Origin of the sequence: Leptospirillum ferrooxidans C2-3 (genome assembly GCF_000284315.1) — a bacterium.
Taxonomy (GTDB): Bacteria; Nitrospirota; Leptospirillia; order Leptospirillales; family Leptospirillaceae; genus Leptospirillum; species Leptospirillum ferrooxidans.
Genome location: NC_017094.1, coordinates 1,028,869 through 1,048,392 on the forward strand (window position 1 = coordinate 1,028,869; position 19,524 = coordinate 1,048,392).

14 protein-coding genes are annotated in these 19,524 nt (G+C 51.8%); 13 read left to right on the forward strand and 1 reads right to left on the reverse strand.

What is annotated here, in order from left to right; genetic code table 11:
* Positions 1 to 93 precede the first annotated feature (93 nt).
* The 9 genes from treZ (at position 94) to LFE_RS05360 (ending at position 14,222) form a co-directional block, all read left to right on the forward strand.
* Positions 94 to 2,016, forward strand: a complete 1,923-nt coding sequence (gene treZ, locus LFE_RS05325) for a malto-oligosyltrehalose trehalohydrolase (RefSeq protein ID WP_014449226.1) — start codon at positions 94 to 96, stop codon at positions 2,014 to 2,016.
* A complete protein-coding gene (treY, locus tag LFE_RS05330) occupies positions 2,013 to 4,970 on the forward strand; it encodes a malto-oligosyltrehalose synthase (RefSeq protein WP_014449227.1) in 2,958 nt (985 codons plus the stop codon). Before treZ ends, treY begins: the two co-directional genes overlap by 4 nt.
* Positions 4,954 to 6,621, forward strand: coding sequence for an alpha-amylase family glycosyl hydrolase (locus tag LFE_RS05335; RefSeq protein ID WP_014449228.1), 1,668 nt, complete (start codon positions 4,954 to 4,956; stop codon positions 6,619 to 6,621). The genes treY and LFE_RS05335 overlap by 17 nt, the downstream gene beginning before the upstream one ends.
* Positions 6,618 to 8,330 (forward strand): maltose alpha-D-glucosyltransferase, encoded by a 1,713-nt coding sequence (treS, locus tag LFE_RS05340; protein WP_014449229.1) that lies wholly within the window; start codon positions 6,618 to 6,620, stop codon positions 8,328 to 8,330. Before LFE_RS05335 ends, treS begins: the two co-directional genes overlap by 4 nt.
* Positions 8,330 to 10,297: an alpha-1,4-glucan--maltose-1-phosphate maltosyltransferase gene (locus tag LFE_RS05345; RefSeq protein ID WP_014449230.1), complete on the forward strand. Its 1,968-nt coding sequence runs from the start codon at positions 8,330 to 8,332 to the stop codon at positions 10,295 to 10,297. The genes treS and LFE_RS05345 overlap by 1 nt, the downstream gene beginning before the upstream one ends.
* Positions 10,297 to 11,832 (forward strand): trehalose biosynthesis protein, encoded by a 1,536-nt coding sequence (locus tag LFE_RS05350; RefSeq protein ID WP_014449231.1) that lies wholly within the window; start codon positions 10,297 to 10,299, stop codon positions 11,830 to 11,832. Before LFE_RS05345 ends, LFE_RS05350 begins: the two co-directional genes overlap by 1 nt.
* 126 nt (positions 11,833 to 11,958) lie before the next feature.
* Entirely contained in the window at positions 11,959 to 12,225 is a 267-nt protein-coding gene (locus LFE_RS13895; protein WP_148272562.1) for a hypothetical protein, read from the forward strand.
* Positions 12,192 to 12,722 carry a cbb3-type cytochrome c oxidase subunit II gene (locus LFE_RS05355; protein WP_014448874.1) on the forward strand — a complete coding sequence of 177 codons (531 nt, stop codon included), beginning with the start codon at positions 12,192 to 12,194 and terminating at the stop codon, positions 12,720 to 12,722. Before LFE_RS13895 ends, LFE_RS05355 begins: the two co-directional genes overlap by 34 nt.
* Before the next feature lie 198 nt (positions 12,723 to 12,920).
* Positions 12,921 to 14,222, forward strand: a complete 1,302-nt coding sequence (locus LFE_RS05360) for an MgtC/SapB family protein (RefSeq protein ID WP_014449232.1) — start codon at positions 12,921 to 12,923, stop codon at positions 14,220 to 14,222.
* Here LFE_RS05360 and thiO read toward each other — a convergent pair.
* Positions 14,211 to 15,344 (reverse strand): glycine oxidase ThiO, encoded by a 1,134-nt coding sequence (gene thiO, locus LFE_RS05365; RefSeq protein ID WP_014449233.1) that lies wholly within the window; start codon positions 15,342 to 15,344, stop codon positions 14,211 to 14,213. The genes LFE_RS05360 and thiO overlap by 12 nt on opposite strands.
* A gap of 167 nt (positions 15,345 to 15,511) precedes the next feature.
* On the opposite strand from thiO, the gene LFE_RS05370 reads away from it, so the two are divergent.
* From LFE_RS05370 to LFE_RS05385, 4 genes are read left to right on the forward strand one after another with little or no spacing between them, the layout of a single operon-like run.
* Positions 15,512 to 16,849 carry a UDP-glucose dehydrogenase family protein gene (locus tag LFE_RS05370; RefSeq protein ID WP_014449234.1) on the forward strand — a complete coding sequence of 446 codons (1,338 nt, stop codon included), beginning with the start codon at positions 15,512 to 15,514 and terminating at the stop codon, positions 16,847 to 16,849.
* Positions 16,828 to 17,571, forward strand: coding sequence for a DNA/RNA nuclease SfsA (sfsA, locus tag LFE_RS05375; protein ID WP_014449235.1), 744 nt, complete (start codon positions 16,828 to 16,830; stop codon positions 17,569 to 17,571). The genes LFE_RS05370 and sfsA overlap by 22 nt, the downstream gene beginning before the upstream one ends.
* On the forward strand, positions 17,568 to 18,500 hold the full coding sequence (locus LFE_RS05380) for a UDP-glucuronic acid decarboxylase family protein (protein ID WP_014449236.1): 933 nt from the start codon (positions 17,568 to 17,570) through the stop codon (positions 18,498 to 18,500). Before sfsA ends, LFE_RS05380 begins: the two co-directional genes overlap by 4 nt.
* The gene (locus tag LFE_RS05385; protein WP_014449237.1) at positions 18,497 to 19,471 is read left to right on the forward strand and encodes a lysylphosphatidylglycerol synthase transmembrane domain-containing protein; all 975 of its coding nucleotides are present in this window, start codon (positions 18,497 to 18,499) and stop codon (positions 19,469 to 19,471) included. The genes LFE_RS05380 and LFE_RS05385 overlap by 4 nt, the downstream gene beginning before the upstream one ends.
* Positions 19,472 to 19,524: the final 53 nt, after the last annotated feature.

Genomic DNA, 19,524 nt, shown 5'->3' on the forward strand with positions numbered 1-19,524 from the left:
GGATCAATAACCATATTTTGGGGTGTTTGTTTTTCTTTTCAACTCGTCAGAAGATTGCCTCTCCCGGAGGAAAACCAAAAGGAGATCAGTTTTATGGATTGTTCCGGTCACCATCTGATTTCCCGAAATGACATCGACTCTGTCGCACTTGATCATGCACTTGGACCCATTGGTGCCGTTCTCCAAAAGGATGGTTCCGTTCTTTTCAGGGTGTGGGCCCCACAATTTTTTCATGTCCATCTGGTCCTGCCCGATCAAAAAAAATCCCCCCTTTTAATGGTTTCTGAAGGAAATGGGTACCATCATCTCTCACTTTCAGGTATCGGCGTCGGGACCCGCTATCTTTTCCAGCTTGAGGGAGTCGGAATCTATCCGGATCCGGCATCAAGGTGGCAGCCGGATGGCGTGCACAAAGCCTCCGCCGTGTGGTTCCCGGAGGAATCCTTTCCCTCTCCTCTCCCCGCTTGGCAGGGCCACAGGCTCGACTCCCTGATCATCTATGAGCTCCATGTCGGAACCTTTACCGCTGAAGGGACATTCGACGGACTCATCCAACATCTTGGACATTTGCAAGAGCTTGGTGTCACCGCGATTGAGGTCATGCCGGTCGCCTCCTTTCCGGGAGAGCGGAACTGGGGTTATGATGGCGTTTATCTGTTTGCTGTTCAGCAGTCCTATGGTGGCCCCGACGGTTTTGGCCGGTTTGTCCGTGGCTGTCATGAACATGGAATTTCGGTCCTTTTGGATGTTGTCTATAACCACTTGGGTCCTGAAGGAAATTATCTCGGAAAGTTTGCTCCCTATTTTTCAAAAGTCTCCCGGACCCCCTGGGGTGATGCGATCAATTTCGATGGCCCCGAGAGTGATCATGTCCGACATTTTTTTCTGGAGAACCTTCGCACCTATTTAGAGGTCTTTGATGTGGACGGGTTCCGGTTCGACGCGATCCATGCCATCATCGACCAGTCCCCGGTTCCTTTTCTGACAGATGTTTCAAGGCTTTGTCGTCAGATTTCCGAAAAACGGGGAAGACCGGTTCACCTGATCGGTGAGTCCCATCAGAATGACCGCAGGGCGGTTCTTCCGGAAGATCAAAACGGAATCGGTTTCGACAGCCAGTGGAGTGATGACTTTCACCATGCCCTTCATGTTTTCCTGACAGGGGAAAGGGAAGGGTATTATCAGGACTTTTCCGGAGCGTCCGACCTGCCCCGCATTTTTTCAGAAGGTTTTCTGTATCAGGGCGAATATGCCCCTTCATTCAGGCGTCGCAGGGGCTCTTCTCCTGAGGGGCTTTCCGGCTCTTCCTTCGTTGTTTTCTCCCAAAATCATGACCAAGTGGGCAATCGGCCGGCGGCTGACCGGCTTACCGCAAGAATTCCCGATGCCGGACTGCGTCTCGCGGCTTCCCTGACGCTCCTGTCTCCTTTTTTGCCACTTCTTTTTATGGGGGAAGAGTTTGGCGAGACGAACCCCTTCCATTATTTTACAAGCCATGGAGACGAGGATCTGATCAACGCTGTTCGGGAGGGGAGAAAAAGGGAGTTCCAGGATTTTCCCGGATGGACGGATCATCTTGATCCGCAGGGGTTGGAGGTGTTTGAAAACTCCCGGTTGTCCATGCTCGACCCCGGAAGTCGGATCGGCTCCTCGCTCAAGCTTTATGCCTTTTATCGGGAGCTGATTCGCATCAGGAAATCCTATCCGGCTCTTGTGCCGCCGAACACTCTTCCTGGTCCGGATTGTCGTCTCCTTCCATCCAATCCTCCCCTATTGCTGGTTCGTCGGGAGGGTGGCGGGGAAGTGGTTCTGATTGTCGGGAACCTGTCAGAGTTACCACAAAGACTCGGGAACATCCTTTCCAACGCTCCGGGGCGGTGGTCAAAAGTTCTCGACTCCGAAGAAGAACGGTGGGGTGGGGGAGGCAGTCTCTTTCCGGAGAGACTGGAGTCCTCTTCTGATGAAAATGTTTGTGCTCCTTATCAGGTCGCTCTCTACCGGGGGGTGGCCTCTTGAGTTTTCCGATAACGGCCACCTACAGAATGGGATTTTCAAAAGACTTCCGGCTTCAGGACGCCTCCCGTCTGGTCTCTTATCTCGACACTCTTGGAATCTCGACGTTGTATGCATCCCCCCTTTTCAAATCCCGAAAGGGGAGTGCCCATGGGTATGATGTGACCGATCCCACCTGTCTTAATCCCGAAATTGGCCAGATCGCCGACCTTTCGAGTCTGTCTGATTCTCTTGTGAAAAAAGGGATGGGGATGATTCTGGATATTGTTCCCAACCATATGGCCGCTCATTTTGAAAACAGGTGGTGGAGGGATGTCCTCGAGTTCGGGGAGATTTCTCCCTTTGCCGTTTTCTTCGATATCGACTGGAATCCACCTCAGGAGGCTCTCCATCGCCGGATCAGCCTTCCGATCCTCGGGGCTCCCTATGGACGGATTCTTGAAAACGGAGAGCTACGGCTGGATTATGACCGTCAGGGATTCGCGATTTATTATTGGGATAATCGCCTGCCCGTCTCCCCATTCTCGATCCTTCCGATCGTCTCGGATATTGCAGACCGTTACCGGCAGATCACCCAGGAGATTCCGGAGGGGGACTCTGGCGCAATCGATCTGTCCGGGATCCTGGAAGCGGTGAACGCCCTCTCAAGGGGAAGCGATGACCCCAGAAAAAATCGGATGAGGATTCAAAAATCCCGATCGGTTCTTTCAAAAATCTGGAGCCTTTCCCGTAAAAATCACGACTTTGCCAGAGCGGTTTCGGAGACAATCTCCTCCTACCGGGGTGTTCGGGGCGTTCCCTCTTCCTGGGACCGTCTGGACAGGATTATCAATGGGCAGGTTTACTGGCTGTCCCATTGGAAGACTGTGACGAGAACATTGAATTACCGGAGATTTTTTGATGTTGCCGATCTCGTCGGGGTTCGGACGGGCGATCCGGGTGTCTTTTCAGCTCTTCATGGTTTTCTGCTCTCGATTTCCCGAAACGGATGGATCTCCGGGGTCAGGGTCGATCACGTCGATGGTCTCTCGGATCCTTCCGGCTATCTGCGGCGATTATCGGAAGAATTGGCCCATTCCTCGGATTCACCGGATCAACCCAATATATGGGTTGAAAAAATTGTGCTCGATGACGAGCTCCTCGATCCCCAGTGGCCGATCCGTGGCACGACAGGGTATGAATTTTTAAATCAGACCAACCGTCTCTTCGTGGATCCCGAAGGCGCGGACCGGCTGTCAAGATGGTATTCCGAGCGGATTGATCCGGGTGCTTCGTTCAAGGATATCTGCTATCAGCAGAAAAAGAAGATTTGCGAGACACTTCTGGGGGGTGAGCTCAGACGTCTGACCTTTATTCTGGAGCATCTTGCCCAGAAGAGCCGATATGCGAGGGAACTGCCTTTTCGGGAGCTCCAGACAGGCTTGGTGGAAGTGACCGCATGTATGGGGGTCTACAGGACTTATATCCAGGATGGTCATGTTCCGAAGCAGGATCGATCGATTATCCAGGCGACTCTTCAGGAGGCAAGGCGACGCCATCCCGGGAGAAGGCGTGGCCTTTACCAGTTTTTCGAAAAAATCTTCATGATGGATTTTCCTGAAGGAATCTCGATGGAGCATCGTATGCTCTGGACCAATTTTGTCGAAAGATGGCAGCAGTTTACCGGTCCGGTTATGGCCAAGGGGGTCGAGGATACTTCCTTCTATCTCTACTCCCCGTTGATCTCTGCCAATGAGGTGGGGGGTGATCCGGAGCATCTGTCGATTTCGACAGACCGTTTTCACCAGATGAACCGCAGGCGGCTTGAGTCTGCCAGCAAGTCCATTTCTGCAAGCTCGACACATGACACGAAGCGAAGCGAGGATGTACGGGCAAGAATCAATGTGCTTTCCGAAATCTCTTCAGAGTGGTGCGAGCGTGTTGAAAAATGGATGAAGTTCAACAAGAAGGCCAAAATCCGTGGGCAGGGGGAATGGATCCCGGAACCCAGCCTTGAGCTTTTCATTTACCAGACCTTGTTGGGTGCTTGGCCACTATTCAAAAAGGAAGAAGGGGATTTTCGCACCAGGATGGCGAGTTACCTGGTCAAGGTCGCGAGGGAGCGAAAGCGTCACTCCGACTGGATCACTCCGGATGTTGTCTACGAAGAGAGCCTGTTGGCATTTCTCTCAGGCATTCTTCGGGAAGACCGTTCGAATCATTTTTTTTCCGATTTCCGCCTGTTTGCCAGAAGAATTGCCTTGGGAGGGGCTCAAAACTCCATTTCCCAGACCATTGTGAAACTTTTATCGCCGGGAATCCCGGACTTTTATCAGGGAACGGAACTCTGGGATTTTTCCCTTGTGGATCCCGACAACCGGCGACCGGTGAAGTATGGGCTCAGGGAAACTCTTTTGGCGAGTCTTCAAAAGAAGTTCGCTGAGTCTCCTGAAGATTTATGGAGAGAACTCCTTTCCCAATGGGAGGATGGAAGGATCAAGCTTTTTGTGACACACATCCTTCTTCGGCTGAGACGCATGGTTCCGGACTTGTTTTTTTCGGGAAGCTACCATCCGTTGCCGGAAGAGTGGGAGCAGTCGGAGAAAATGATCGGATTTGCCCGGATGGCCGGGAAGCAAGCTATCCTGTTCGCGGTTTCCAGAAAGCCATTGTCCCATATTGACGGGCAATCCGGGATTGCTGTTGACCCATTGATCTGGGGCGACAGAGGAATGCCTCTTCCTCCGGGGCTGCCGGGCCCCTGGTTTCATGCTTTTCATGGACGCCCGGTCCCTGTTTTTCAGGATGGGGGAGACGGGAATCCTTTAAGTGTCCGGATGATAGATGCTTTTGGCGATGCGATTTTTACGGTGCTTTTCGCCAACATCAACTCACCTGATTCTCCTGGGGCAGAGAAGCAGGCAGTCGGAAGCGAACATTATCAGATGGAAAGAGGTGGTTGTGGACGAGCCGGTTAATCCCATATTGCACGGTGTGATGTACGAGATTTACATCAGGAGCTATTCGGACCATTCCGGAGACGGGACCGGCGATTTTCTGGGTATCGTGGACCGACTGGATTATATTTCCAGACTGGGTGTCAGTTCGATTCTTCTCAATTGTCCTTTTCTGTCTGTTCACGGAAAAGATCATCATCCCCTGCTGGACTGGATGAAACTGGATCATGAGCTGGGCACCCTCTCAGACTTTTTGCTTCTTCTTGAAAAAGCTCACATGAAAGGATTGAAGGTCCTGCTTTCTCTTCCGGTGAATGCGACGAGTGACCAGCATGTCTGGTTTTCCGAGTCCCGATTGTCCCGGGGATCCCTGTTTTCAAACAGTTACTTCTGGTCTGATACGCCCCCTCCCGAGCCAGAGACGAGACACGATCCTCCAGAAAAGATCAACTGGACCCTTGATGCCGATTCCGGGAGATACTATTGGTTTGGCGATCATAAGGACGAGCCTTCCCTCAATTATGGTGATGCGGAAGTGCTTTCCGAAATGTGTCGCATCTTCGAGCACTGGTTTGCGCTTGAGGTGGACGGATTTCGTCTTGCCGGAGCCGGAAGGCTTCATTCCTGGAAAAAAAATGAAATCATTCCCGTCCAGGATCCTTTTCAAACCTTTCATCCTGTCATTTACCCGCTCAAAAAATCCTATCCGGAAAAGATGTTCCTTTTTGAAACCGGATCTCCTCCCTCAAAACGCGGGCAGGTAAATGATTCAAGGCTTTTCTATCATTTCAATCCTTTTTTCCCCGCGGTGATCTCTGCGATTAAAAACGAGGACCGGTCACCACTTGAACCGATCCTTGATGGGAAGCCCAAAGGACGCTCGAAAAAGAGCCTCTCCAGAAACAGGACGATCCACCTGAGAGAGCGTTCGGAAGAAACCTTTGAATTGCTCGACACACTGTCAAGCGATGACGCGCTCTTTCCATTGGCTCCGGATCTCCCGGAGGATCGCCCGATCCTGTCCAGGGTGGCACGGCTCATGGAAAATGGAAGACGACGAATCCAGCTGGTGATGAGTCTTTTTTTAACCTTCCCTGGACTTCCTGTCCTGTATTACGGGGATGAGATCGGTATGGGCGATCATCCCCACCTCAGGGGAAAAAACCCGATCCGTACCCCGATGCACTGGTCGGCTGACCGGAATGCCGGATTTTCCAGGGCGGATCCGGAAGAGCTCTTCAACCCTGTGATTGAAGACCCTCTTTACAGCTATCAGATGGTGAACGTTGAAAGTCAGGAACGATTTCCTGATTCCCATCTCTGGAATGTCCGAAGAATGATTGAAGTTCGGAATCAGAATCCTCTTCTTTATGGAGACGGGGATTTTGAGCTGATTGAAACAAGGTCGGCATCGATCCTGGCTTATGTCCGCTCCTGTGATGGGGCAACCGGCCTTTTTATCCACAATCTTTCAAAATCGGCCATGTTTGGACATCTGGATTTGGCGAAATGGCACGGTTACAAGCCACGGGAGATGTTTTCAGGCGGGGCTTTTCCCACGGTGGGGAAAGCCCCTTACCTGATCACCATGACTCCGTATTCAACCATATGGTTTTTACTGGAGGCTCCGATCAGAAAGAAAATGGCCAAAAGTCGGAGGAGGGGATCTTGAACGAGAACACAGCTGATTCTCTCTGGTACAAGGATGCGATCATTTACGAAATTCCGGTCAAATCCTTTTTTGATTCCAATAACGATGGAGTGGGGGATCTGAAAGGGCTGACCCAAAAGCTCGACTATATCCAGAGCCTTGGTGTGACCGTGATCTGGCTATTGCCGATCACCGATTCGCCGTTGCGGGACGACGGGTATGACATCAGGGACTATTATACGATCCACCCATCGTATGGAACGATGAAAGATTTCGAGACCTTTCTTTCCGAGGCCCACATTCGTGGAATCCGGGTCATTGCTGAAATGGTTTTGAACCATACATCCGATACCCATCCATGGTTTGTCTCGGCAAGATCGTCCAGAAACTCACCGTTCAGGGACTACTATGTCTGGAGTGATACGGTCGAGCGTTACCGTGAGACCCGGATTATTTTCGGAGACTCGGAAAAATCAAACTGGACATGGGAGCCAAAAACCCACCAGTACTACTGGCATCGTTTCTTTTATCACCAGCCCGATCTCAACTTTGATAATCCAAAAGTCCAGGAAGAAATGCTGAATGTCGTCAAGTTCTGGTTCTCTCTTGGAGTCGATGGGCTCCGCGCCGATGCGGTTCCCTATTTGTACGAAAGGGAAGGAACGTCCTGCGAGAATCTCCCGGAAACGCATTCTTTCCTGAAAAAAATCCGCTCCGAGGTGGACCGTCTTTTTCCCGGAAGAATGCTTTTGGCCGAGGCCAATCAGTGGCCACAGGATGTCCTTCATTATTTTGGAAATGAGGATGAGTTTCAGATGGCGTATCACTTTCCCCTGATGCCCAGGCTTTTTATTGCGATTGCCCAGGGGAACAGAAAACCGATTGTGGATATCCTGGCCCAGACGCCTCCTATTCCGAACTCTTGCCAGTGGGCGATTTTCCTCAGGAATCATGACGAGTTGACTCTTGAGATGGTTTCTGATCAGGAGCGGGATTATCTTTGGTCCACCTATGCCTCGGACCACCGGATGCGCCTCAATATCGGAATCAGGAGACGACTGTCTCCGCTGATGTCGAACGACCGAAGAAAGATCGACCTGATGCAAAGCCTTCTCCTGACCCTTCCGGGGACGCCGATCCTATATTACGGAGATGAGATCGGTATGGGAGACAATATCCATCTTGGAGACAGAAACGGAGTCCGTACTCCGATGCAATGGTCTTCAGACAGAAACGGGGGGTTTTCCCAGGGGGATCCATCCTCTCTGTTCAGTCCACCAATCCAGAACCCGGTTTACGGGTTTCAGGTGGTGAATGTCGAGGTTCAGTCAAGATATCCCACAAGCCCTCTCAATATGCTCAGGCAGATGATTTCGGTCCGTCAGTCTGTCCAGATTTTCGGGAGAGGAACGATGACAGTCCTGTCTCCCAAGAATCAAAAAGTCATGGCCTATCTCAGGGAGTTTGGGGGAGAGGTTGTTCTGGTGGTGAACAACCTTTCCGATTCCACTGAGTCGGTTACGATCGATCTTTCTGCCTATGCTGGCTGGACACCTTTTGAAATGTTCAGCCAGACCGCTTTCCCGGAAATTTCAAGATCTCCATACCACTTCTCACTCAGTCCATACGGTTTTTTTTGGCTCAAGCTTGTTCCTGCCGGAAAAAAAGAGAAAAAGCGACAGTCCCGATCTGTTGAATTGCCGAAATCTTCTGTCTCGAGGAGGAAATAATGATGGATGTGAATGGCGGTCTTCCGATCGTCAAGGGGGACAAACCGTCCTGCCGGGTTGTGATTGAACGTGTTGAGCCCAGGATTGATTGTGGGGGATATCCAGTCAAAAGGCATTCCGGGGAATCCTTGACTGTGTCTGCGGATATTTTTGCGGATGGTCAGGATCCATTGCGTGTTCTTCTGGAGTATTGTTGTTCCGGAGCCGGAACCTGGCAATCGGAGTTGATGACTCCGCTTGGGAACGATCGATGGTCTGCTTCTTTGACCCTTCCCGAGATGGGGCTGGTGCATTTTCGGATTTCAGGCTGGATTGACGAGTATGCAGCCTTTTCGGACCGGATCGTTAAAAAGTTTCAGGCTGGACAGGAGACGGATCTTGAATATGCGGAGCTCATTCTTCTGATACGGAAAACCGCGGAAAGATCCAGTGATTCGGAACGACTGATGGCATGGGCGGAAAGGGTCCATGGAGAACTGAACCCCGAGAAACGTCTTCATATTGCAACCGAACAGGAGATGATCCTGTTTGCCTCGATGTTTCCGGATCCTGCTGAGGTTGCACGCACGACAGCGGATTTCAAGGTCTTGGTGGAAAGGGAAAGGGCTTCTGTCGGGGCATGGTATGAGTTTTTTCCCAGAAGTGCTTCCCCCGACTCAAAGAGGTCCGGAACCATCAAGGATGCAATCGGAAGGCTTCCGGAGATCGCATCGATGGGATTTGACGTGATTTATCCGGGACCACTGACTCCGATCGGATCCGCATTCCGAAAAGGAGCCAACAATAGCCCGAAGTGTCTTCCGGGAGATCCCGGAAGTCCATGGGCCATCGGTTCATCCACAGGTGGACACATGTCCATTCATCCCGATCTGGGCTCGATGGAGGATTTTTCCGAACTGGTCGCCACGGCAAAGTCACTGGGAATGGAAATCGCGATGGAGCTGGCGCTCCAGTGCTCCCCCGACCATCCTTATGTCAAGGATCATCCCGAATGGTTCAGGAAGCGTCCGGACGGTTCAATCCATTATGCCGAAAATCCTCCGAAGAAGTATCAGGACATTTATCCCTTTGATTTCCATTGTGATCAATGGAAGGCGCTTTGGGAGGAGATACTGGCGATTGTTTTATTCTGGGGTGAAAAAGGTGTCCGTGCCTTTCGGGTCGACAATCCGCATACAAAACCGTTCGCTTTCTGGGAATGGCTCCTTGAAAACGCGCGGAAGAGCTATCCGGACATGGTTTTTCTGGCAGAGGCCTTTACGCGTCCCAATGTGATGTACCAGCTTGCAAAGGTCGGATTTTCGCAGTCGTACACTTACTTTACCTGGCGGAACTCCAAACGCGAAATCATAGAGTATGTGACAGAGTTGACAACGGCTCCGGTCAAGGATTTTTTTCGTCCGAATTTTTGGCCCAACACCCCGGATATCCTGCATGAATACTTGCAAAAAGGAGGTCCTCCAGCCTTTGTGATCCGGTTGGTTCTCGCCGCAACATTCTCTTCAAGCTACGGAATATTCGGTCCGGCTTACGAGCGTTGCGAGTCTCAGCCGATCTCAGAAGGATCGGAAGAATATCTCGATTCGGAAAAGTATGAGATTCGTCATTGGGGACCGAAGCCCCCGTTCGATATCAGCGGGGTCATTTCCAGCATCAACAGGTTCAGGAGAAGCTACCCGGCTCTTTTAAAAAATGAAGGAATCCGTTTCCTTCCGATAGACAATGACCAGATGCTGGCTTATCTGAAACCGGGTCCATCCGGCTCTCCTGACGTGATTGTCCTTGTCACACTTGATCCGCATGCTCCTGTGGAAGGAACGCTTGCCTATCATCCTGATGGTTCTGGCAACGCGTTCAGGTTGAAAAACCTGATGGATGATTCGTTTTCAGAATGGACGGGGAGGAGTCATTTTATCCGCATTGATCCATCTGTCACTCCATTCATGATCTTCGCAAGGGAGGGGTGATGGCTCCCTCTCAGGAAGAGAGACCCGTGGTCCGGATGGCTGGAAAGATTGCGGATCTTCCACGCCTGTTTCAGGGAGAGCGGGGATACCGGATCTTGTCATCGTGGCTGGGGAGCCAACGATGGTTTGCCGGAAAATCGAAAAAGATCATCTCAGGGGATTTTTCGGATTATTTCAGTCTTGGAGTCAGGGAAAATGAGGTTTTCTTTGGAGGATTCCTGAACCTCCATTATGAGTCCGGGGAAGGGGATTCCTATTTTATCCCCCTTTCTTTTTCCCGAAAGACTTCAAGAACGCTTTTCCCATTGGGAACGCTTGAGTTTGATGATGGTTCGGGGGTTTTGGAAGATGGTTTGCTGATTCCCGAGATGGGCCAGACCCTTTTAAAGATATTTTTCGAAAAACAGGATTCTGCAGCCCTCTCTGTTCAGCAAACATCCCTTTTTCCAACTCTGGCAAGAACTTCGGATTTGGATATTCTGCCCAGAGTCTTGTCGGGAGAGCAGAGCAATACCTCTCTGCTCTTTGGTCGCTCCTTGATCATGAAGTGCTATCGCCGTCCGGAAAAAGGCGGAAATTGTGATTTTGAAATGGGAGCGTTTTTTTCGTCTCGCACCCTCAGCCTTCCTGTGGCACCGCTTCTGGGCGCACTCTGTCATTCTCCCGAATCGGGGGGCTCGATTGTCATCGCCCTCTTGTCCGGATTTGTGGAAAACAGGGGAGATGCGTGGAGCTGGCTTTTAAAAGCGATTGATCCGGACAAGGTGGTCGAAAACTTCCATTCCGGTCAAAAAAGTCTTCTGGATAAAGATGTTATCAGGCTTGTGAAAAAGATAGGCGCAAGTACAGGGTTGATGCACCGGTGCCTCTCTGAAGAGTCCTTCTCGCCCGAAATGGCTCCAGTGCCATTTCTTCCAGAAGATTGGGAGCTTCTGGGGCGATCGGTACTCGCCATGGGACGGGATGTTTTTCCGGAGGGAAGCTCTTTGCCACCTTCCTGGTGGCCGGACCATCTGCTCGGTTTTGAGGAGGCTTCCCGGGCGTTTTGGAGACGGATTCCAGCCTTTTTCTCCGGGCCCATGGATGGAGACTCGGCCGATTCCTGGGGGGGAAGGATCCGTTGCCATGGGGACTATCATCTGGGTCAGCTTTTGGTTACGAGTGATCTGGACATTGTTGTCATCGATTTCGAAGGGGAACCTTCCGTTCCCATTTCCGTCCGCAGGGAGAAACGCTCTCCCCTGTCCGATGTTGCCGGAATGGTTCGATCTCTGGACTACCTCTCGAAAATGATTTTCCCGGATTTTGAAAGCAGGGCCGTTTCAAAAGCGCTGTTCGCCGAGTTATCTCTTCATTTTCTGGACGAATATCAGCAAGAAATGGCAGGGGCAGGGGAACTTCCCTCTGGGGGCGCCTATTCCCGATTGCTGAAAGCCTGCCTGCTCAGAAAGGCTTTTTACGAGCTATCCTACGAGATCAACAACCGTCCGGACTGGTGCCACGTTCCCCTTGCAGGGATTCTGGAACTTCTCTAAGGAGATCCTCAAGGCAGTGATGTTTCCGGGTGGCTCATTTTAGCCGGGTCAGGGACCCTCGTCCGGACTTCAGCTTGAGCGGATAGAGTTTTGTGGGTGTTGACACAATTTTTCAAACCATCGATAATGAAAAATCGAGCGGCAAGAAGTGCAGTTCGTTCGGCAAGGGCATTAAAAACATTTTTTGGAGCGATCCCGAACCGGACACTTCTTGACCTGAATGGCCACCGTTCGCATCTCCTATGGATGGAAGAGATCCTTGGTGTGTGTTTCTTGCATCAATCGGTGGGCGACGAATTGGTCTGGGCAATTCCGCCTGGTGCCGGAGTTTCCGGTGCGGGGCTTTCAAGGAGTCAGCGATGGCTTATCGTGAGTACAAGTTTGGCACCATGATGATCGGTACCCTTTTTGTGATCGTGTTATCGATCGTTGTTTTGTTCCCGTCCCTCCAGATGGCAAAGATTCCGCCAACTGCAACAGCTGTCCAGAAGTCCAAGGACTATGGATCTGAAAGCGGATGGACCCTTGAGGATCCGATGATGACCGGAGACAATCGGCCAACGATGATCGGAAAAGGAAAAGTGGTTTTTATTCGTGAAGGATGCTGGTGGTGTCACACCCTGCTTCCGGAGCAGACACAGGACTGGCAGTATTTTGGAGCTCCTCCGACAGCCGCTGATTTTGTGGGCGAGAGCCCGACAGTGTTCGGATCTGACCGAAAGGCTCCTGACCTCCTCCATGTGGGAAGCCGTTTGCCCATCAAGGGATGGCATCTTGTTCACCATGCCAATCCACGGGCCGTTCAGCCGAAATCCATGATGCCGGCGTTCAACTACCTTCGCAAGAAGGATCTTGACGCTTTGGCTGACTACATGGCAAGTCTCAAGTAAACATTTGATCCTGTCTTTCCGTCTCCGGAAATCTTTTGACCGGAGACGGATCTTTATCTGTGCCCCGCTTCTGATCACAAGAGGCGGGGTTTTCTTTTTCCAGGGCGAAAGAGGACCATCCGTTCGTGAGAGCTGGGCCTCCATTCAATCCTCAGCTGAGTGGCGGGAGAGTGCATAAATGATTTCCTGGAGTGCTCGATGACAGGTTCGGTGCTTCCTTCTGTTGCGGCGACTCTTCCGATCGAGTCGATCCTTCTGTTATTGGGACTTTCCTTTTTTTTGGGACTTGCTGTTGAGGAAATGGTCTCTCCCTCCATCGAACGACCCGGAGGGATCAGAACGATTCCTCTTCTTTCGCTTTTGGGTCTGACCCTTACGGTCATTGTTCCGGGCAATACGGTTTTTGTTCTGGCCGGATTTTTCTCCCTGGCACTCTGGCTGTCCCTCCATCATGTTTCCAAAAATTCTCCTGATCCTGACAGCAAGGGATATTCCCTGATTCATCCGGTGATTGCCCTGATGGCTTACCTTCTGGGGCCGGTGACAATCCTCCTGCCGCATTGGTTTTCCATTTCATTTGTGGTGTTCATCGTGCTCACTCTCGGGGGGCGAGACCGACTCCACGACCTTGCGAAATCCGTTCCCCAGGAGGAGATTTTTACCGCTGGAAAGTTTTTGATCCTTGCGGGAATTATCTGGCCGCTGGTTCCGGACCATCTGGTTGTTGCATGGCTTCCTCTAACGCCTTACAAGATTTGGGAGTATGTGATCGTTGTTTCGTCCCTCTCTTATGCGAGTTATTTGATCCAGCGCTTCTTTTCGGCAAAGGGAGGGCTTCTTGCCGGTTCCGTTTTTGGGGGGCTTGTTTCCTCAACGGCTGCGACGGTGATGCTTTCGAGAAAGGCAAAAGAGCTCTTGCCCGATCAGAAGGCTTCTGTGTCCGCTGAACTCCACGGTGCCATTGTTCTTGCCAATACCCTGATGTATCTGAGAATTCTTCTGGTTGTCGTCTTCCTCTATCCCGCAATGGCAAGGCCGCTCCTTTTGCCTCTTTTGGGAGCTTGCGTCATTGGCTCAGCCATGGCTCTTTATCTTGTCTACCGGAAGAAAGTCTCCAAAGACGGGGCAGTCGCCCCCGAAAACTTCCCCTCCCACCCTTTGGAGCTCACTACTGCATTGGTATTTGCCCTGTCTCTTGTGATTGTCACGGTCGTTCTGGGTTGGGTCGGGCGACATTTTGGAACTTCAGGGATCGATTTGATGGCCTTTTTGGTGGGGTTCACGGACATCATTCCTTTTGTCCTGGGGCTTGTGCATCAGTCGACTCCCGATCAGGCGGGTATGGTGGCAGGCGCTATCATGATTTCTGCGTCTTCAAACAATCTGGCCAAGGCTGCTTACGAGATTTCCATTCTTGGCTTGAGGAGATCGATTCCCTCGGTCATTCCGCTCCTTGTGTTGGCAATTCTTGGATTTGTTTATGCATACTTAGTCGTTTGACTGAAATCTTTTTGGGCTGAATGGCTCAATCGGGACAGGAAGCGGTTTTCCAGTCAGGAGAGAGGCAATGATGGCTCCCGTGACTGGTGAGAGAAGAATTCCGTTCCGGTAGTGTCCAGCCGCAACCATGATGTTTGGTGATGAAGGGTGGGGACCAATGATGGGGAGACCATCGGGGGTTTTGGGCCGAAGTCCGGACCAGGCATGATGAAAGGGTTGCTCCAGCAGATGCGGCGAGACTTTTTTCAGGGGGGAAAGGAACTCGATCATTCCTTTGGGGGTGACCTTTGTCTCAAAGCCGTAATCGTCTTCGCTGGCACCGATGACGACCGTGCCGTCAAGTTTGGGGACGAAATACCCTTTGGGTGGATAGAAGACGATGTGCCGGTATGGGCGCATCGTTGTCCGAACCGCCAGAATCTGGCCGTTGACGGGCGTGACCGGCATGACGGGCGGGGGAAGGGAGATCCCTCCCATAAAGGCTCCGGGAGTCAGGATCACCTTCTCAGCGAAAATCTGATCTCCCCGTGATGTTGTGACAACCACACCTCTTGATCCATTTTCCCGAACGGAAGTGACCGGTTCTCCCCGTCTCCATGAAATTTTTCTTTGGGAGATGGATCCCTGTAATGCTCTTAAAAGCCTCGGAGCGTACACATGCGATTCATGGGGGTATCGTATGGCAGATCGGACCTCTTCCCCGAGGTGGGGTTCAAGTTCCCTCGCGGATTTTCCGGAAAGCCATTCGATGGAGTGGTCGATTGGTTTTTGCCACTGCCACCTTTTTTTGAGGGCGTCTTCCTCCTCATCCGAAGAGGCTACGGAGAGAATGCCGCTTTTGACAAAGTCGGGGGAGAGTCCTGTTTCCTCGATGAGGGAAGCGACAAAATCAGGGTAGAGTGACAGGCTTGCTCTCATGAGATCGAGGAAGGGACCTTCCCGGTCGGTTTCGTTGAACGGTCCGAGGATGCCTGCCGCGGCATTCGTTGCAAGCCCTCCCGGCTCTGACCTGTCGAGAATCAGGATGTCCGTTTCCATGGCCCTGGAGAGATGCCATGCGATCGAAGTACCAATAATTCCTGCGCCAACGATCACGGTCTTCACATGGAATTGGCTTGGCAATGGAGGTCCTTTTGTTGGATGGATGATTTTTCTTTGTCAGTCGGGACCTTCCGGACCTTCAGGGGCAAGATTGCCTCTCTCATTCAGGGTTGTTATTATCCCACAGGAGATTTGGCGGTTCAACGGCGGAGGAGAATGCGTTTCCTTCAGGGAGGATGTTGATAAGGATGAACATTTGTGTGGTTGGATCCGGATATGTCGGACTTGTGACGGCGACATGCTTTGCGGAAATGGGTCATTCTGTCATTGGTGTGGATGTGGATGCGGCGAAGGTGGACCGTCTCTCGAAAGGGGAGTCTCCGCTCTATGAGCCAGGCCTTTCAGAGTTGCTTCACCGAAATATCAAGGCGGGTCGCCTCTCTTTTACGACAGATCTTCCTTTGGCTGTTTCCAGATCCCTATTCGTGTTCGTTGCAGTCGGAACTCCCATGGGGGCGGATGGAAGCGCCGACCTGAAGTCGGTTCTCTCTGTTGCAAGATCTGTGGCACTCACGATGAGTGGGTATAGGGTGGTTGTGATCAAGTCAACCGTGCCGGTGGGAACATGCCGTCTTGTCGCCGAGGAGATTTCCGGGGTTCTGGATGGACGCAAGCTTGAGGTTCCGGTTCCGTTTGATGTGGTTTCCAATCCCGAGTTCTTGAAGGAAGGCTCCGCTGTCAATGATTTCATGCGTCCGGATCGGGTTGTTGTCGGTGTTTCCAACCCGGAGGTCTCGGAGGTCATGCGGGAGCTGTATGCCCCTTTTCTTCGAAACGGACATCCGGTCATCATGATGGATGTCCTCTCCTCGGAACTGACAAAATACGCATCAAATTCATTTTTGGCCATGAAGATATCCTTTATGAACAAGGTTGCCCAGATTTGTGACAAGGTTGGTGCAGATGTCATGAGTGTCCGGAAAGGAATGGGTTCCGATCCGAGAATTGGGCTCCCATTCCTGTATGCGGGGGTTGGCTATGGGGGATCCTGCTTTCCGAAAGATGTTCAGGCTTTTGTCCGGACTGGAGCATCCATTGGTGTTGACATGAGTCTTCTTGAAGAGGTTGAGAAGATCAATGAACAGCAAAAAAACTGGGCGATCCAAAAAATTGTTGAGTCTTATCCTGACCAGACCGCTTTGAAGGTCGCCATCTGGGGTGGAGCTTTCAAGCCTGAAACGGACGATATCCGGGACGCGCCTTCCATTTCAGTCATTTCTGAGCTTCTTGCGCGCAAAGTCCTTGTTTCCCTCTATGACCCGGAGGCCATGTCCGGACTCCGGGCTGTCTTTCCCTCCGGCGTCGAGTATTGCGAAAACCCTTACGATGTTCTGAAAGATGCGGACATTCTCCTTTTGCTGACGGAGTGGAGAGAGTTTCGCAATCCCGACTGGGACCAGGTGAAAAGCCTGATGAAGGGAACCCTTGTGCTTGACGGTCGCAATCAGTATGAGGCTTCTGATCTTGCTGTTCATGGTCTGTCTTGTGTGGGGGTTGGAAGAGGATGCTTTACAGGACAACCCTGACTCCGGCCGTTTTCCTTCGCCGGGAGAAACGGTATTCCGTTCTTTGCCGGCTCTTGTCCGGAGAGGAGGTCTGGGCCCATTGTGCCAATCCGGGCCGTCTTCTGTCCTGTCTGACCGAACCCGGGACTCCGGTTTATCTCCTTTTCCATGAGCCGGACGGAAAAAAAGAGCGTAAAACCTCCTGGAGTCTTGAGCAGTCCGAGCCGATTCCGGGTGTTCGTGTCGGGCTTATGCCCATCAGGGGAAATGCACTCTTTGAGGAGGCACTCGGGATGGGATTTTTCCCCGGGTTTTCAAATTATCCGGAATTGAGACGGGAGGTCCCCTACGGAGAGGGTTCCCGAGTCGACTTTGTCCTGTCTGGCCCGGAAGGACAGATCTTTGTCGAGGTCAAGAGTGTCACGTATCGTGATGGAGATGCGGCCCTGTTTCCTGATGCCGTTTCCCAAAGGGCAAGTCGTCATGCCCTTGAGCTTTCCAGGGTTCGGAGAGAGGGGATACGGTCCGCCATGGTATTCGTCGTCATGCGGTCTGATTGTCGATACGTCATGCCAGCTTCTGGGATCGATCCTTCCTATGCCAGGGTTTTTGCGTCCGTTTGCAAGGAAGGGGTCGAGGCCTATTCTTTTTCTGTAACAGCCACAGAATCGGGATTGTTTCCAGGGCGTTCCATGCCGGTTTTTCCAGAGGGGATTCCCGCTGAAACTGAAAGGAGCCAATGAAAGTACTTGTTACGGGAGGTGCCGGATTTATCGGTTCCCACCTGATTGAATCTCTTGTCTCGATGGGTAACGAGGTGGATGTCCTCGACAACTTTCATACGGGAAGACGGGAAAATGTTGATCTTTCCGGAAAGGTCAGCAACCTTTACGTCCAGGATGTTTCGGAGCCGCTTTCTCGAGCCCGGAAGTATGATCGGATCTACCACATGGCTTGCCCTGCTTCTCCTGTTCATTACCAGTCCGATCCGGTCCATACCTTCAAGACGGCGGTTTTTGGGACCTACCGGATGCTTGAGCTTGCCAGGGAAACCGGTGCCCGCCTTCTGATCGCATCCACCTCCGAGGTTTACGGAGACCCTTTGGAGCATCCCCAGACGGAGCAGTACTGGGGCCATGTCAATCCGGTGGGACCGAGGTCCTGTTACGATGAGGGCAAACGGGGGGCGGAGACGCTTGCATCCGACTATGCCAGGACGATGGGCGTGGATTTGCGGATTGTCCGTATTTTCAACACCTATGGTCCAAGAATGCTTTTCGATGACGGCCGGGTCGTCAGCAACTTCATTCATCAGGCCCTTCTGGGTCACCCCCTGACCCTTTACGGAGATGGGCGGCAGACTCGATCCTTTTGTTATGTTTCGGATCTTGTCAGGGGTATTCTTTCATTGATGGAATCAGATGTGGTGGCACTTCCGGTCAATATGGGAAATCCCACTGAGTTCACGATCCATGATCTTGCCAGGCTGGTCCTTTCCAAGGTCAAGTCCTCATCAACCATCGTCAACCACCCCATGCCGACAGACGATCCTGCCAGAAGATGTCCGGATATCTCGCGTGCACAAGATCGTCTCGGGTGGTCTCCGGTGATCGATCTTTCCCGTGGCCTTGATCTTACGATTGAGGAGTTTCGCTCGAGACTTCATCCGTGAAAAAGCGCATTCAGCTTTTTCTGGGGTTTGCTGTCAGTGGAGTGGCTCTCTGGGCCTCTCTTGCCCACGCCAATATGAGGGAGCTTGGTCATGCGTTGTGGCGGGGCCATTATGGCTGGCTGATCCCGATATTCCTGCTGATGAATGTTTCCTTTTTGCTCAGGGCCTTTTTCTGGAAAACAACATTGTCCGTTCGACATCGTGTTTCGGTGGGGCATCTGTTTTCCTCGGTCATAGTGGGTGTCATGGCAAACAATATTTTGCCTTTTCGCGCGGGAGAGCTTGTCCGGATCGCCTATACGAGGCAGGTTGAGGGAATCGGCGCTCCAATCCTTCTGACGACTGTCTTCATGGAGCGGTTCTTTGATGTGACGATGCTGACTTTTGTCATTTTTATCGATCTCTTTCTTGTCGGGGGTTCCAACCTCAGAACACCGGCAATCATCCTGGCCTGTGTGGTGGGTGGGTTCTTTTTGGGAGGTGCGATCCTGATCCGGAAACATCTGTCTGTTTTTTCCGTGATCCTGGGATTTTTCGAGAAAGTGCCTGCATTCAGGGACAGGCTCCGGAAAGTGCTGATGACAGCGGTTGACGGGTTTTCAAGCCTGAGATCGATACGAGAGACCTTCACCCTTTTTCTCCTGAGCTTCGGAATCTGGATGGGAAGTCTTGCTTCCTGTTACTTTTTTCTGAGGATTTTTGATCTCTCAATGGATCCCGTGCCCATGAGCCTCTCTCTTCTTTTATATACGAGCCTTGCCTTTCTTGTTCCGGCATCTCCCGGAGGAGTTGGCGTTGTCCAGCTGGCAACGGTTTATGCACTTCGGGGGTATCATGTCGGGGACTCCAGATCATTGGCCCTTTCCGTGGTCTTTCAGATTGTTCCTTTTCTCTTTACAATGGTCGCCGGGTGGTATTTTATTCACCGCGATCATTTCTCCCTCTTTGGAAAGAGGGAGCGTCCTGCCTGAGATCATTTTTCAGGGACAGAAAAAAAGTCAGCCCGAAAGATTCGGGTTGAATC

What these genes read in the sequence shown, in the direction of transcription:
- treZ (WP_014449226.1), top strand. Translation starts at nt 94, where the DNA reads ATGGATTGTTCCGGTCACCATCTGATTTCCCGAAATGACATCGACTCT.
- LFE_RS05345 (WP_014449230.1), top strand. Translation starts at nt 8,330, where the DNA reads ATGATGGATGTGAATGGCGGTCTTCCGATCGTCAAGGGGGACAAACCG.
- LFE_RS05350 (WP_014449231.1), top strand. Translation starts at nt 10,297, where the DNA reads ATGGCTCCCTCTCAGGAAGAGAGACCCGTGGTCCGGATGGCTGGAAAG.
- LFE_RS13895 (WP_148272562.1), top strand. Translation starts at nt 11,959, where the DNA reads ATGAAAAATCGAGCGGCAAGAAGTGCAGTTCGTTCGGCAAGGGCATTA.
- LFE_RS05355 (WP_014448874.1), top strand. Translation starts at nt 12,192, where the DNA reads ATGGCTTATCGTGAGTACAAGTTTGGCACCATGATGATCGGTACCCTT.
- LFE_RS05360 (WP_014449232.1), top strand. Translation starts at nt 12,921, where the DNA reads ATGACAGGTTCGGTGCTTCCTTCTGTTGCGGCGACTCTTCCGATCGAG.
- LFE_RS05370 (WP_014449234.1), top strand. Translation starts at nt 15,512, where the DNA reads ATGAACATTTGTGTGGTTGGATCCGGATATGTCGGACTTGTGACGGCG.
- sfsA (WP_014449235.1), top strand. Translation starts at nt 16,828, where the DNA reads ATGCTTTACAGGACAACCCTGACTCCGGCCGTTTTCCTTCGCCGGGAG.
- LFE_RS05380 (WP_014449236.1), top strand. Translation starts at nt 17,568, where the DNA reads ATGAAAGTACTTGTTACGGGAGGTGCCGGATTTATCGGTTCCCACCTG.